The 16,011-nt window shown below is 64.2% G+C and carries 6 protein-coding genes and 1 pseudogene; 6 read left to right on the forward strand and 1 reads right to left on the reverse strand.

Annotated features, from left to right (window positions below):
• Nucleotides 1-75: 75 nt before the first annotated feature.
• The 6 genes and pseudogenes from CWO89_RS15980 to CWO89_RS16000 all read left to right on the forward strand — a co-directional run bounded on the left by CWO89_RS15980 (nt 76) and on the right by CWO89_RS16000 (nt 14,344).
• Nucleotides 76-11,589 carry a filamentous hemagglutinin family protein gene (locus tag CWO89_RS15980; protein WP_130579743.1) on the forward strand — a complete coding sequence of 3,838 codons (11,514 nt, stop codon included), beginning with the start codon at nt 76-78 and terminating at the stop codon, nt 11,587-11,589.
• A 545-nt stretch (nt 11,590-12,134) separates the two neighbouring features.
• The gene (locus tag CWO89_RS15985) at nt 12,135-12,779 is read left to right on the forward strand and encodes a TonB family protein (protein WP_130579744.1); all 645 of its coding nucleotides are present in this window, start codon (nt 12,135-12,137) and stop codon (nt 12,777-12,779) included.
• Nucleotides 12,779-13,111, forward strand: coding sequence for a sigma factor (locus CWO89_RS15990; RefSeq protein WP_207234492.1), 333 nt, complete (start codon nt 12,779-12,781; stop codon nt 13,109-13,111). Before CWO89_RS15985 ends, CWO89_RS15990 begins: the two co-directional genes overlap by 1 nt.
• A gap of 8 nt (nt 13,112-13,119) precedes the next feature.
• On the forward strand, nt 13,120-13,293 hold the full coding sequence (locus CWO89_RS15995) for a sigma-70 region 4 domain-containing protein (protein ID WP_165421182.1): 174 nt from the start codon (nt 13,120-13,122) through the stop codon (nt 13,291-13,293).
• A 70-nt stretch (nt 13,294-13,363) separates the two neighbouring features.
• Nucleotides 13,364-13,498, forward strand: a pseudogene (locus tag CWO89_RS49545) (DUF4880 domain-containing protein); the annotation flags it as partial.
• 75 nt (nt 13,499-13,573) lie between these two features.
• Nucleotides 13,574-14,344: a FecR family protein gene (locus tag CWO89_RS16000; RefSeq protein WP_165421180.1), complete on the forward strand. Its 771-nt coding sequence runs from the start codon at nt 13,574-13,576 to the stop codon at nt 14,342-14,344.
• 96 nt (nt 14,345-14,440) lie between these two features.
• On the opposite strand, the gene CWO89_RS16005 is transcribed toward CWO89_RS16000, so the two are convergent.
• The gene (locus tag CWO89_RS16005) at nt 14,441-15,844 is read right to left on the reverse strand and encodes a class II fumarate hydratase (RefSeq protein ID WP_130579748.1); all 1,404 of its coding nucleotides are present in this window, start codon (nt 15,842-15,844) and stop codon (nt 14,441-14,443) included.
• Between the last annotated feature and the right edge of the window lie 167 nt (nt 15,845-16,011).

Genomic DNA, 16,011 nt, shown 5'->3' on the forward strand with positions numbered 1-16,011 from the left:
TCGGGAAACGTCTCAGCACCGAGGCCCGTGGCTGCGCTCCTGCCGCCGCGGGCTGCTGTTGTCAGAGGTGCCTGCATGTCCATTCGTCCGTCGTCCGTCCGCTCCATCCATATGTCGTCCGGGCGCGCGTTGCGGCGGGGGCTGCTTCTCGCGACGGTCAGCATGGCGGCGTTGTCCGCGGCGGGCTCGGAATCTCTGGCGCGTCCCCTGGGGAGCTATGCACAAGGCTCGTCCGGCGCTGCCGCAGCGGCGGCGCAAGGCGCGATACAGGCCGCACGGCAAGCGCAGGAGTCGATCAACCGCGCGACGCTGGCGATTCAGGCAAGGCAAGCGGCGCAGAACGCGGCGAGGGCGGCGGCGCTCGCAGCAGGGCCAAGTGGTATCCCGGACGGCCTGCAGCCGGGTGGCCTGCAGATCGGGGCGGGGGTGCGGATGCCCGGCGGCGGCATCAATCCGGATCTCTGGCGCGGAGCGGACCTGCCGACCGAGACCGTGAGCGGGGATCGCACCCAAGTGAGGGTCGATCAGACCCAGCAGAAAGCGATCCTGACCTGGGACAGCTTCAACGTCAGCGAGCGCACGGATCTGCGGTTCAATCAGCAGGGTCGCGCCGACTGGTCGGTCCTGAACCGGGTGCTCGATCCGTCGGCGGCGCCGAGCCGCATTCTCGGCACCATCGAGGCCGACGGCGCCGTCTACGTGATCAACCGCAACGGCATCATCTTCGACGGCAGGAGTCAGGTGAATGTCGGCAGCCTGATCGCGTCGTCGCTCGATATTCATGGTGGCGCGATCGAATATCAGGCGGGCGCGACCGAGCAGCAGAAGCTTGCGGCACGCAATCAGCGCTTCATGGACGGTATCTTGGCCGCTAATCCGCCGTCCAACGCAAGCGTGCCGCTGACCTTCTTCGACGGCACGAACATGAATGCGGCCGCCGACCGCACGAAGCCCGGCGAGACGTTCGCGGCCTATGACGGCGTGACGGTGGAGGCGGGCGCGCAGATCGCCGTCGGCAGTTTCGGTCAGGCGGTGCTGATGGGCCACAACGTGGTCAACCGCGGTAGGATCGATGCGCCCGACGGTCAGGTGCTGATGGCGGCCGGGCGCGGCGTATTGCTGCTCGACGGCACCAAGCGGGATGCGCTCAAGGACGGGTGGGGCGCAGATATCGGTGGTCCGCCGATCCGCGGCTTCCTTGCGGGAGTGGATCGTGGCGGCTTCACCGAAAACTCGGGCCTGATCATCACCGAGCGCGGCAACATCACGCTCACCGGCAAGAACGTCAGCCAGGACGGCGCGCTGATCTCGACGACGGCAGCGGAAGCCGCGGGATCGATCCTGATCCAGGCCCAGTCAGGCATGGTCAGGGGCACGAACCATACCCGGGATCTGACGGGAAATCCGAACAATCCCGGCAGCCTGACTGAGGGTATGTTCCCGAACATGACCGATGAGGGAGGTGCCGCGGAATTTGGCGAGGGCAGCTACGCGGCCATTCTCCCGGATTTCAGCGGCGAGAAGGTGGTCGGCAATCCCTACAAGCCGTCGACGGTCGACGTCTACGGCAACAGCATTGTGTTCCGGAAAGACGCGGTGTTGTTTGTTCCCGCCGGCGACATGCGTCTTGTTGGCGTGAAGAAAGACGGGCGAAATTCATCAACGCTCAACGACAGCCGGATCTACATCGACTCTGGCGCAATCCTCGATGTCTCAGGATTGCGCGACGTCGAGATCGCAATGGAGCAGAACACCATTCGCGCCGAGCTGCGCGCCAACGAACTGCGCGACAACCCGGTGCTGCGTGATGGCAGCCTGCGCGGCACGACCGTCTATTTCGACGCCCGCTACGGTGCCAAGCTGACGGACGGAACGGGCGTTGCCGATCTGTCCGGCTACTACGATCTGATCCCGCGCGATGTCGCCCAGTTCATGACGGTCGGCGGCAAGATCTCGATGGCCGGCATGGAGGTAATTGCCCGCGAAGGATCCGTTATCGACCTGTCGGGCGGCAGCGTCCGCTACCTCGATGGCTACGTGCGCAGCACGCGCCTGATGACGGCAGGCGGCCAGTTGGTGCCGATCGAGCAGGCGCAAGCCGGCGTGGTGTACCTCGGCGTGGAGGGCGATTTCATTCGCAACCATGAACGCTGGGGCATCGTCGAGCGATACGTGTCGCCTTTCGGCAGGACCGGGGCCAGATTCGAAAAAGGATACACCGAAGGCCGCTCGGCAGGATCTCCGTTGCTGAACAACGTCGTCACGGCCAGCTTGGGCGGAGGCGACAACGTTTCCACCGATGCCATTCGTATCTTCGATGGCGAGGTCCGCGCCGATGTCGTCGTCGGCGAGCGCCAACGCGATGCCTCGACCGGAGCCGGCGTCACCGATGTGACGCGCATCTGGCACGAACGGCCGAGCCTCGGGACGCTGAATATGGGCTCGAACTACAGGATCATCACCTCTCAGTTCGACGCCAATCCGATCGGCGGCAGCATCATCATCGGCAGCGATGGCCCGCGGCTCGGCAAGGACTTTGGTGCCGACACCGCTCTTCTGGACTACACGCACGATCTCGCATCGCTGTACGGCTCCGTACAGGCCTATCAGCATGTGCTGCCAGAAGCATGGTTCGACGGCTCGACTTTCGGCAACGTCACGCTGATATCCGGCGGCGGCAAGAACGGCGTTCTGACGGTCGGCGAAGGCAAGACCGTTGACGTCGGCGCTTTCGGCTCCTTCACGTTCGTCGGCCGGCAGGCCGAGATCGACGGCGCGATCAGCGCGCCGGGCGGAAAGGTGCACGTCGAAGCTCTGCGTTCGACGTCGCCGGCAGGATCGACGTCGATCGCCTGGGATCAGATTCCGGAAATCGAACGTCCGATCATTCATCTGGGCGAATCCGGCGTCATCGACGTTGCCGGGCGCTGGACCAGCGATCGTTCGGGTGCGAGCAACGTGTCGCCAGTCGTCAATGGCGGCAAGGTCGAATTGATCAGCCGCAGCATCATACTGGACAAGGGTTCGCTCATCGACGCAAGTGGCGGCGCGCACTTGTCGAGCAACGGGAAGGTCGAGGCGGGCAATGGCGGGTCGATCCTGATCGATACGGTCACCCCATACATCAGCACGAGCAGCGCCGCAGGCCTCGCGAACGGGCGGCTCGAGATGAACGGCGATATTGTTGCCTATGCGCCAGGCAGAGGTGGCTCGCTCACCATCGATACGCCTGACGACGTGGTCATCAGTGATCGCACGGTGTTGTTCGCGGATGGGGTCCTGCCTGCCGGAACGGCCGCGCCGCGGAACATGATGCTGGCGGCGGACTTCACCCTGAAGACGGGTGATGTGCTGCCGGTCGATTTCCAGTACGTGTTGAACAGGCTGGCTGCAGGCGAAAAGGCGCCTGTCGACGTAACCCTGTCAGGTCCCACCACCACCATCGGATCTGGCGGCTTCGTCGTTCCTCCGGGGATGAGATACCGCAAGTTTCCGCTCTCCACCTATTACGGCGCAGGAGAAACCATTCCAGCCGGGACGAGGGTCTACGGCACGCCCACACTGGCAAAAGGCTTCGCGCTTCCGATCAATCTATTCCCGAACGGCAGTGCGATCACCGCCGTGACCTTGACCAAGCCGGCTGGCTCCGTGGCCGACGCACCGCTCACCCTGAAAGCAGGGACGATCATTCCCACTGGCTCCGTTCTCTCCTCCGCGAGCCAGGTCGTTGCACCAAGGGTCCTTGCCGCCGATTTCTTCACCAAGGGGGGCTTTGCAAGCTATGCGCTGAGCGGCGCGCGGGGCATGACGGTGACGAGCGGTACCGTCATTGCGCCGACAGTCGATATGCTGATGCTGAACGCCGCTGCAATCCAGGCGCCGAACGGCGCCAGGCTCTACAACCTGCTCAACCAGCACAACGGCGTCGCGCTGCTCAACTCGTCCGAACGTCCTGCTGGTCTGCGCGACCAAATGGAGCTCACGCTCGGCACCGCGCCGTTCTCGCCGGACGGAACAGCACGGCCCGTGCGCGTCACCGGGGCATATCAGACCTCCGAGTTCGTCACGGTGGCCCGGCATCCGGGCCGGCTGGTGCTGGAGACCGGCGCCGAGATCCTGATGGATGCCAAATCCACAGTCCGGCTCGACTCGCTCGTCGATGTGTTTGTCGATGGTACGATCTCGACACCCGGAGGAACAATTCATCTTGTCCCCAATGGCACGCAATCAACCTATCTGAATGCGAATGTGCGCCTGGGTGCGAATGCCCGCTTGCTCGCAGGCGGCTACCAGGAATCCGTCCCGACAACCTATGGCGAACGCCGTTCGGTCGAGGCGGGCGGCCTGGTTCAGATCGGCGTCCTGCCGGTGAACGGCGACAATCGTGCGACCCAGGGCGCGGTGCTGATCGATCCGCATGCGGTGATCGACGTATCCGGCGTTCATGGCGTTGCGGATCTGGACCGTGGCGGCGCATCGACGCTCTCGAAGTCCGGCAGCCCGTACACTCCGGTCGAAGTCGATGGCGCGGCGGGGGCGATCACCATCTATGCCAATAGCGGCGTGATCGCTGGTGATCTCCGGCTGTCGCCCGGCGGCGCCAGCGGATATGGCGGCACGCTGACAGTCGCCACCGGATTCACCTATCCTCAGCTCTTCGCCATTGTCGTTGCGCAGTCTGCGCCGGCTGGATTTGCGGTCACGCAGAACTCGCTGGCTTCCGGCTATTCGTCGCTGCTCGTGGCCGCGGACGCGGTCAACCGTTCCGGCGCGGATGATCTTTCCCTACTGCCGGCCGAGTTCACCAACGACCGCGGCATCATCTTCGATGGCGACGTCACACTCGCGACGCGCCGTTCGATCACGCTTGCCAGCTATAATCTCAGCACCGGCGCTGGCGTTTCGGCCGTTGCCGGTTCGGTGAACCTGACATCGTCCTACGTGCGTCTGCAGGGCTACAGCTCGGATTACCAGGGTGGCATGTCCGCTCCGTCCGGCACGGACGGGCGGCTGACGATCCATGCCGATCTGATCGATATCAGCGGCGGCACCAAGCTCGGCGGCTTCGGCCAAACATCCTTCGTTGCAACGGGCGATGTCAGGCTTGCCGGCAATTCCGGCGTGGCCGGCACGCTGACGACCGCGGGCTCGCTCCTGTTCGATGCGGCCCAGGTCTACGCCGCGCTCGGTCGGGCCGGGCCGTATCTGGCGGACGATCCGCGCGAGCTCGCGGATACCAATCCGGGCTTCCTCGTCGATGCAGGCCGTTCGATCACGGTGCGCTCGAACGGCCGCGCGGCGCCGGTGCCATTCTCCTATGGCCAGCGACTGACCTTGCGCGCGCCGATCATCGACCAGGGCGGCGTGATCCGCGCGCCGCAGGGACAGATTCGGCTCGAAGCCGGCCAGACGTTGACATTGCGGCCGGGCAGCCTGACCTCCGCGTCGCTCGAAGGGCTCGTTGTTCCCTTCGGCTATCTGACTTCCGATGGTCTGTTCGGCGGGTACCACAAAGCGGGCTATGTGCCGACCAAGTCGGTGAAACTCGCCGGCGCCGATGTCGACGTCCAGCAGGGCGCGGTGGTCGACGTCAGCGGCGGCGGCGATCTCCTCGGCTGGTCGTTTGTCGGCGGCAACGGTGGATCGGTGAACGTCCTCGCCGACACCTCCGTCGAGCGCTACGCGATCCTGCCGAGCCTTGGCGCTGCGCCTGCGCCCACGAGTGACAATGCGCCCGCAGCCGTCGGCGGCACGGCGCCGCTGCAGGACAGCCGGCTGAAGGTGGGCGACACCGTCTATCTTCAGGGCGTCCCGGGCCTCGCGGCGGGTTACTATACGCTGCTTCCCGCACACTACGCGCTGCTTGCCGGCGGCATGCTGGTCGAGCCGTTCGGCAGCAGCTCCGCCGCGGCGTATCCTACCGTGAAGTTGGCCGACGGCTCGGTGCTGGCGAGCGGCTATCGTGCGGTCGCCGGCAGCAGCATCCGCGACGCCGGCTTTTCCCGCTTCAAGGTGATGGATGCGGCAACGTGGACGCAGTACAGCCAGTTCAACACCCTGTCGTTCAATACCTCCGCCCATGAACTCGCACAGGCGGCCGAGCTCCCGACGGTGCGCACGCCGCAGGACGCAGGCGTGATCATGCTCGCCGCCGGCAACAGCCTGAACCTCGCAGGCACGGGGCGGTTGGGCGCCAGCGCCGGCGGGCTGCTTGGCAATCTCGACGTCTCGGCGGCGAAGATCGCGCTTGTCAGCGGGGCAACCGCGACGCCGACGGGCGTGCTGCGCCTCGACGCGCATCAATTGGAAAGCTTCGGCGCCGGCAGCGTGCTGATCGGCGGGACGCGCGCCTATGGTGCAACCGGAACCACCGTTACCGTCGGCGCGAGCGAGGTCACCGTCTACGAGAACGCCGAGTTCTCTGCGCCTGAGCTCATCCTCGCGGCGTCGGGAACAGTCGAGGTCCGTAACGGCACGTCGCTCACGGCACAGGGGGTGGCGTCCGTGGACAGCAATCCGCTGCTATTGAGCGGCAACGGCGCCTTGCTGCGGCTGTCCACAGGAGAGCGCGTCGGCCTCGTGCGCACGGGAAGCAACGGCACCGCAGGCGTGCTCACCGTTGGCGACGACGCGGTGCTGCGGGCTGCGGGCTCGATCTCATTCGACGGTGGCAACGCCATCAACCTGTCCCCTCGTGCGGTCTTTCAGGCCGCGCAGCTCGATCTCGCCTCCGACATCGTCAATCTGGGCGACGTGCCGGCCGGCACCGCGGGGACAACCTTCACCGAAGGCATGCTGGAGCGTTTTGCTGCGGCTTCCGACCTGCTGATCCGCGGACACCATTCGATCAATCTCTACGGCGACTTCCAGCTCGGGCAACACGGCGCAGCCGGGACCGCAACGCTCAAGGCGCTGACGCTGGATACCGCATTGCTGCAGGGCGTCGGCGCGCCGGCGCGTCGGCCCAGCATCACCGCGCAGACGCTGGCGCTGCGCAACAGCGGCGCTTTGGGGACCTATGCCGGGCCGGATACGGCGGCCGCGCTGAACCTCGACGTTGATCGCCTGCTGCTTGGACCTGGTAATGTCGTACTCGGCGGTTTCCAGGCACTGCAGGGCAGAGCCGGCGAGATCCGTGCGTCTGGAAGCGGCACGTTCAACGTGATTACCGCCGGTGCCGCGGGCACGGGTGGCGTGTCGCTTGCGGTTGGGCGGGTCACGGCGGAGGCTCAGTCCGACTATGCGCTCGTGACCACGGGCAGCCTGCAACTGAACAAGGGCGCGTTTGCCGGCGCCGCTGCTGATCTCCCGATTGGCGGCCGCCTGATGCTGCAGGGCACGAGCGTCGTGTTCGACACCCAGGCGATCCTGCCGGCCGGCGTGATCGACATCCGCGCGACCAGCGGAGGATTGGTTGTTGGGTCCTCGGCGATGCTCGACGTCTCCGGCCGCGCCGTGGATTTCCGCGACGTCGTGCGCTTCGCCCCAGGCGGCGGCGTGACGCTTGTGGCGGCTGGCGATCTCTTGCTCGCGCCCGGCTCGGTCATCGACGTGTCGGGATCAGCGCGCGGCGGCGATGCGGGCTGGATTGATCTGACCGCTGCGCGCGCGCAGATTGACGCCGTTCTCCGCAGCAACGTGGCAAGTGGCTACGCCGGCGGCTCCTTCACGCTCGATGCTGATCAACTTGGCAGCACTTTCTCTGACCTGAACGGCAGGCTCAACGCCGGCAACTTCGATCGCGACATCACCGTGCGTTTGCGCGCGCAGGATATTGCGCTTCTGGCCGGCGAGCGTCTTTCGGCGCATCGCGTGATGCTGCGCTCCGATAGCGGCTGGATCGACATCCAGGGCACGATCGCCGCGGCAGGCGACGAGGTGATCGCCGACGGCGGCGACGTGCGTCTGATCGGCGAAAAGGGCGTTCGGCTCCATGCCGGCGCCCGCATCGAGGCCCAGGCCGGGCCGACGGCGGCGGACGGCTATGCGCCGGCCAGCGGCTATGTCGAACTGGCCTCGACCGGAACGCGTAACGGCCTCACCGACACGAAAGGGATTGATGTCGACGCGCGCGCCGTGATCGACGTGTCCGGTGGCCGTGAGGGCGGCGGCCGCATCCTGATGCGCGCGAACTACGTGCCGGTCGCCGGAGACGATCCGCGCAACGTCTTCCGCGTCGCGGCCGGCAACACCTCAACCTATGTGGGCGCGCGAGAGAAGGTTCTGGTCGGCGTCCACACCTATGACGTGGCTGCTGTCGATGCGGCGTTGGTGACGCAGGCGTTGGCTGACCTGCAAGCCATGCCGGCAAACGCGGTCACGGGCTTCGCCTCGATGGGCGGAGCGCTGTTCCGCAACACCAGCGGCGATCTGACGATCGCTGCCGATATCGATCTCGGAGGGGCCAGCCTGAACCGTCCGAGCTGGATGGGCTTCGACGCCGGACAGGACATCCTGGTCAATGCCACGATCAGTGACAGCTTCGACAGTGCCGCAAAGGGCGCAGCCCTCAAGTCGGCCGCGCCCGATGCGGGAGTGACCGGGACTTCGTTCAACTTCAACTTCGACAGCGGTCGCGATATCGTTGTCGGCGCGGGCGAGATCATCCGCAGCGGCACCGGCGAGATCCGGATGGATGCGGGACGCGATCTCGTCCTCACCAGCAACACCTCGGTGATCTATACCGCGGGCGTGAAGACGCCGACCAAAGCAGGGTTTGTCGTCGGCGCCAAGCAGGGGGACTATCCGACCGCGGGCGGCAACATCATCCTCAACGCGGGACGGGACATCACGGCACCCATCGTCAGGCAGAGCACGTCCGCCTGGCTCTATCACTACGGCGAGACCAACTGGACCGGCGATCCCGCTGCATCGACCGTCAAGGACCAGACGAGCTGGTCGATCGTGTTCGGCAATTTCGAATCCGGCGTTGGCGCACTCGGCGGCGGTGACGTGCGCGTGCGTGCAGGCCGCGACGGTAGGGACCTCTCGGTCGCAATCCCGACGACGGGACATCTGACCACGCCGACGACACCGCAAGGCCAGGCCGGTCCGGTTGCCACCGCGCAGGACCTTTACATCCGCGGCGGCGGCAATCTCGACGTCCGCACCGGGCGCGATCTTCTCGGCGGCGTGTACATGCTCGGGCGTGGTCATGCGGAACTGAGCGCCGGCGGACGTATCATGGCGAGCGGCGCGCTGGCGCCGCTGCGGACCGGCAACTGGACCGCATCGCCGCCCTACACCACGACCACAGTCAGCATGCTGGTGGGCCTGATGGACGCCACCGCCAGCCTCAGCGCGGTCGGCGGGGTTGCCATCGAAGGGATTTACGATCCCATGCTCATCGGACAGGTGGCCGGCAATCACAACGGCAACGTCGGTTCCGCGTTTATGAGCTTCTCCGAACGCGCGGCCGTCGATGCGGTGTCGGTCGGTGGGGACGTCGTTTACTACGGCAACCCATGGCGGGCTCCCGATCTCAGCCTCGGCGGCGCCTACGAGGTGCAGGTGAAGACCGTCAGCACACCGGATCCGAGGCCGCTGTTGCTGGAGCGGTTGAACCTCCTGCCGCCGACCTTGCGGCTGGCTTCGCTGCAGTCCGATGTCTCGATCGCAGCCAAGGCGCGGACGTTCGGCATCTACGTGCCGATGCTGCTTGCGCCGGGGAAGTCTGGAACGCTCGAGCTTCTTGCCAATGACGATGTTCTGCTCGGTCAGGGGCAGATGATCCGGCTCGACGATACCGGGCTTGCCTATCGTCGCGGTCCGCTGGCGCCGTTCGGCACCGACAACAATGTCTGGCTGAATCTCGGCCTAGGCACTGCGCTGGCGCAGCCGATCGGGGCCAACACCAATTGGGAGCGCGGCTTCGATCTTCTCCACGCCGGCGATGCCGATCCCGTCCGGCTCTATGCGCTGAACGGCACGATCGGCACGATTCTGGGGTGGGGCGTGACCGCGCCGAAGCCGGTCGATGTCTACGCCGGCAAGGACATTCTCTACGGCGCGATCATCGCGCAAAACAACAACCCGTCACAGGTGTCGAGCGTGATCGCCGGGCGGGACATCATCCGTCCCCAGATCGCGTTCCTCGGGCAGGGCTCGTTGTGGGTCGAAGCCGGCCACGACGTCACCTTCAACGCTCACGACAATATCGGAATGCGCGGCGGCATCATGAGCACCGGCAACGTGCTGGTCTCGGGCTTCACCGAAACCCGCGCGAGCACCGACAATCCGAACCTGGCGCTTCCCGACAAGGGCGGCAACATCAATATCATCGCCGGCACCGCCGGCGGCGCGGACTATGCCGGATTCGTCGATCTCTATCTCGATCCACGCAACGCGTCCGATCCAGCGTTCCCGCTGTCTTATCCGACCAATGCGGGCAAGGTAGTGCGGACCTACGAGAAGGAACTGGCCGAGTTCCTCAAGGGCCTCGGTTACGACGACCGTCCGGCGGATGAGCAGCGTGTGCTGTTCGCATCGTTGCCCAGGCTCACCCAGCAGGCCTTCCTGCAGAAGGTGCTGTTCACCGAGCTCAAGGAGACCGGCATCGACTACAACAACGCGGACAGCCTTCGCTTCAAGCAGTACACCCGCGGTTATGCCGCGATCCAACGCCTGTTTCCGGTATCGCCGGACACCATGAGTGCTGGGGTCGGGGGTGATATAACGCTGCGTGGCGGCGTGGTGCAGACCCAGTCTGGCGGCGATATCAGCATCATGGCGCCCTACGGCAAGGTCGCCGTGGGCTATGACAGCGAGATCGCCAAGAATCTCGGATCGGGCGGCGTGGTCACGCGGCGCGGCGGCGACGTCCGCATCATGGCTGACGGCAGCATCGACCTTTACGTCTCTCGCGTCTTCACCCTGCAGGGTGGCGATCTGACCATGTGGACCTCGAACGGCAATATCAGCGCGGGCGCCGGCGCCAAGACATCGGTCTTCAACATTCCGCTGAAGTTCGCGATGGACAACGACGCACACGTCTCTGTCGACGCATTCGGCCTTTCGACCGGCGCGGGCATCGGCGTGCTGGATGCGCTGCAGGGTAGCGGCGATGCGGTGGCGCAGCAGCCCCCGTGGAATCCGCCGGCCGGCACATCGGGCGCCCCGCAGCAGGACACACCGGTGCGCAAGAAGAGCCGCATGGATCTGCTGGCCTTCCGCGGCGAGATCAATGCCGGCGACGCAGGCATTCGGGTGGTCGGCGACTTCAACATCGCTGCGCTCCGCATCGTCAATGCCGCCAACATCAGTGTGTCCGGGGCGGCGACGGGGCTTCCGACCGTGCAGGCGCCGAACATCGCCGGCCTGACCGAAGCCTCCAACGTGGCCGGCTCCGCCGCGCAAACGGCGACCTTGCCAGCAGCAGCGCGCGGCGGCGAGCAGCCTTCGATCATCATGGTCGAATTCCTCGGCTTCGGCGACGGCGACGGCAGTCCTGAAAACGAAGAGCAGCCAGGCCGCAAAAACAGGCAGAGCTACGACACCAACAGCGTGTTTCAAGTGGTCGGCAACGGCAGTCTGACGCCCGAACAGGCGCAGGCCCTCACCGACGAGGAGAGACGGAACTCCGCTCGTTGATCGGCAAATCCGCGGAGATAAGGTATCGCAGCTTCGGGTAGCGTGGGGAAAGGCGGTAGCATAGCCGTCTCGACGCTCACCGACCCGTCTAGAGCATATTCGGTTCTGATTGAATCAGAACCGAAGCTCTAGATTCTTGTTTTGACGCGTTTCCCCGCCTGAGCTGCTTGCGTCACCAAAACAATGAGCGTGTGGCCTGCGGGAACCGGCAGCCAGCGGTGGAAACCCGGCAGGCGCACTCACTTGTCATTGAACAAGGATGCCTTGGTCCCTCGTAGCACCGAGCGGCCGGGAATATCGTTTGCCGGCTGATCCAATATGCCCGGATTAGATTTGCGATATTTTCATGCAATCGATCGGATCGTTGTGACGCGTCGAGCCAAATATGGACCGGCTGTGCATCGTTCACGATGTGTCCGCCGCCGCGCCCTGACATCTGAGTGTAACACAGCTTGCCTAATGTCGATTCTCTATGAAGGTTTTGTGAATGAGAATCGTGTCGACTGGGATTGTGCTCGTATCCGCGCAGTCCCCGGCGCGTCTTGTTGTGCGGTACGCTCGTGCTCGGCCTGTCGCTCTGGGCGCAAACGACGGCTGCCCAAGAACCCCGCATCGAATTCAACATACCTGCCCAAGCGATCGACAAGGCTTTAGATGCCTTCGGCGCCATCAGCGGCTTTCAGATCTTCTACGAAACCGCGCTCACCGCTGGTCGTCAATCGAAAGCGGTCAACGGTATCTTTGCTCGTGAAACTGCCCTTCGTCTCCTGCTGGAAGGCTCAAACCTGACTGCTCACATCATCGCGGCCGACACGATCACGATTGCGCCGTCCAGCGCAACAGACGCTGATCTGCATCGGGCCAAGCGTGCTGCGGTCTCTTACTATGGCTTCATGCAGGCCGGCATCATGAGCGCGCTGTGCCGGAGCGCGGAGACGAGGCCGGGCACTTACCGGCTGGCGATGCAGTATTGGATCGACGCCTCGGGGCGGATCACGGAGCTCCGGGTGATCCGATCGTCGGGAGACCAGCAGCGTGACGGTGCGATCGCGCAGGCAATCCGCACCGTCGTCTTTCAACCGCCGCTTGTGAACATCCCGCAGCCTGTCACGCTCGCGATCGAACCGAGCCCGCCTGAAGATCTTGCCGGATGTATGCCCGACCGCGTCGACGCAGAACGGGTGCGATGATGTCGGACACGGTTTGGGCTTTACTGCGGCGAACGTTCTTCGTTCGCTATGACGAGATCAGAATCCGGCTGGCGCGCTCTCTTGGGTCGAAGGAGCTTGCCGACGACGCGCTGCACGACACGTATTTGCGTCTGCATCGCAGCGACGCGATTGGGGTAATCCAGCAGCCCGAATCCTATATTTTCAGGATCGCATTGAACGTTGCGACGGACAAGCGACGCGAAGAGCGGCGACGTGCCTCGCAGGCCGAAGTTCTGGCGTCGATCCGGCCCCAGGATGAAGCGTTGGACCTCTCGCGGGAGCTCGAAGCGCGCTCCGAGTCGAGGCCTTGAAAAGAGCTTTGGCCGAGTTGCCGCCCCGCCGTCGTGCCATCCTGATCGCAGCCCGCGTTGATGGTTTGAGCCATGAAGTCATCGCCGAGCGATTCAACATCTCTCGCACAATGGTGCAGAAGGAGCTGCGCCGGGCGGTCAGCCATTGCGTCGCACGGCTTGGGAAAAGTGAATCGCCCTGACGGTGAGCTGTCAAGGGAGATGAAACGATATATGAGGAAGAGAACATTCAACCCATGATTTTGAGCCATGATGCGACCGCAATCTGAAATCCTTCAAGGCGAAGCGCTGGAGCGGCTCATGCATGCGACCTCCGGGCATGCAACCGTCGCCGATCTGCGGGACCTGGAGGCGTGGCGGACGCGGAGCGCGGCGCATGCGGATGCCTATCGTCGGGCGCTGGGAATCTGGGAGTCGCTGGGAACTGCGGCGCGGGAAGCCAAGACCGCGACAGATCACGTGATGATCGCTGGTCAGGTTCGCGCAGGGGGCAGGCCCGTCGGCCGTCGGGCTTTCCTGATTGGAGGCGCGGCGGCCGCAGCAGCCACGGTCGCCGCCGGGTTCGTTCTGCAGCCGCCGCTGGGCTTATGGCCGTCTTTGCCTGATCTGATGGCCGATTATCGCACCGGCGCGGGTGAAAATCGCGCAGTTGCGTTGGCCGAAGGTCTCTCCATCGAAATGAACACACGCACCAGCATCGTTCGTCGTCCTTCAGATGATGGGGAGGAGCGCATCGAGCTGCTTGCGGGCGAGGCGGCGATCGCTGCTGCACAAAACGCATCGAAGTCCCTGACCGCAATCGCCGCCGACGGGCGCGTGTTTGCGGCAAGAGCGCAAGCTAATCTGCGCAATGATGCCGGCGCGGTGCATGTCACTTGTCTCAGCGGCTCCGTGCAGGTCGAATGCGGTGGCCGTACCGCAACGCTTCGCGCGGGCGAACAACTCGCCTACTCCCCCCAGCTCGTCAGCCCCGTTGCTGTCGTTGATCCAGCGATGATTACGGCCTGGAAACGAGGATTGTTGATCTTCCGCGATGAGCCGCTGGCGCAAGTGCTCGACGAGGTCAACCGCTATTGGCGCGGAAGGATCGTTCTCCTGAACACCGATCTTGGTCACCGCCGTGTCACGGTGCGGATCGAACTGGCGCGTATCGAAGAGGTGGTTTCCTATGTTCGAAGCGTTCTGGGCGCGAAAGTGCGGACGCTGCCCGGGGGCGTCGTGATTCTGACGTAGCACAAACTTCACAAAAAAAATCGGGCGCGATGGTTAGCTGGATGCGCCTGCGGGACAGAATCGCGCTCATCGTTCGCATTGGAATCAGAATCGCTACTATCGGTCTCGGTTTCCGATCCCCGCCATGAGATGCGGATCGACGTGACGATCATAGTCCTCGGCGCTGACAAAACCGAGTGCCAGCGCAGATTCGCGCGGTGTCGTGGAATCGCTCAACGCCTTGGCGGTGATCTTCGCGACCTTGTCGTAACCAAGGATCGGATTCAGAGCGGTCGCGAGCAGAAGGGCGTTCGACACGTTCCAATCAAGCTGCTGCCGGTCGATGTCCAGCTCATGAATGAGACGCACCGCAAAGGTTCGGCTGCTGTCCGCGAGAATCCGGATCGACTGCAGGATGTTGTAGATCAGCACGGGTTTGGCGACGTTGAGCTCGAAGTTACCAGACGCGCCCGCTGCCGTAACGGTCGCGTGATTGCCCATCACCTGAAACGCAACCTGCGTCACCACTTCGGCGATGGTCGGGTTCCGCTTGCCCGGCATGATGGACGAGGTCAGCCCGTCGTGCGGGATGACGAGCTCACCCAGGCCGCAGCGCGGGCCTGAACCCAGAAACCGGATGTCGTTTGCGACTTTGAGAAGACAGACCGCAAGCGTGTTGAGCGTCCCGGAAACCTCAACCAGGGTGTCGTGTGCGCCCATCCCCTCAAACTTGCTCGGATTGGACGTGAAGGCCACGCCGCTCAATGCGCTCAGTTCATCGCAGAACGTCACATCGAAGCCGGCCGCCGCGTTGAGGCCGGATCCGACCGCGGTCCCGCCCTGCACGACGACATGGAGGCGAGGCAGCGCGTCTTCGATCCGAGCGATGCAATTATCGATCTGCGTGTAGAAGGCCTGAAAAGCTTGCCCCATCGTCATGGGAACCGCATCCATCAAATGCGTACGTCCGATCTTCACGACGTCGGAAAAGGATGCGGCCTTCGCCGCGAGTTCGTCGCGCAGCGTTTTCAAAGCCGGCAGCAAGCGGTCGCGTATCTCCAGCGAGGTGACAATGTGCATCACCGTCGGAAAGCTGTCGTTGGACGACTGCGAGCAATTGACGTGATCGTTGGGATGGATCGGTGCCTTCGCGCCGAGTGGCTGACCCAGCATTTCGTTGGCGCGGTTGGCAATGACCTCGTTGACGTTCATATTGGTCTGCGTGCCAGAACCAGTCTGCCAGATCGTCAATGGAAAATGATCGTCGAAGCGGCCCTCCCGCAGTTCCACGGCAGCCAGCTCGATCGGCTCGCCAATCGCCCGATCAAGCGCGCCAAGCCGAATGTTCGCACGGGCCGCCGCGATCTTCTGCAGGGCGAAAGCGCGAAACAGACACACCGGAAAACGCTCGTCGCCGACTTCAAATACCCCGAGCGCGCGCTGCGTCTGCGCGCCCCAATAGCGATCAGCTGGCACTTCGATGGCGCCAAATGCGTCATGTTCGATGCGTGACTGGACCACGTTGGCTGTCCTCCCGTGGAGATCGAAACCGGCAATCAATTCCGCCGCAGTAAGTTGAAACTAGAGCATGATCCGGAAAAGTGGAGACCGGTTTTCCGAAAAAGATCATGCTCAAGCAAAAAGCTAGAGCGGGATGACGATTCGAAGAAAAGTCATCACGCTCTAGG

It is taken from the genome of Bradyrhizobium sp. Leo170 (assembly GCF_004296405.1).
Lineage (GTDB): Bacteria > Pseudomonadota > Alphaproteobacteria > Rhizobiales > Xanthobacteraceae > Bradyrhizobium.

Bases quoted from the DNA above. Each gene is read 5' to 3' on its own strand.
- CWO89_RS15980 (WP_130579743.1), top strand. From the start codon at position 76: ATGTCCATTCGTCCGTCGTCCGTCCGCTCCATCCATATGTCGTCCGGG.
- CWO89_RS15990 (WP_207234492.1), top strand. From the start codon at position 12,779: ATGTCGGACACGGTTTGGGCTTTACTGCGGCGAACGTTCTTCGTTCGC.
- CWO89_RS16000 (WP_165421180.1), top strand. From the start codon at position 13,574: ATGATCGCTGGTCAGGTTCGCGCAGGGGGCAGGCCCGTCGGCCGTCGG.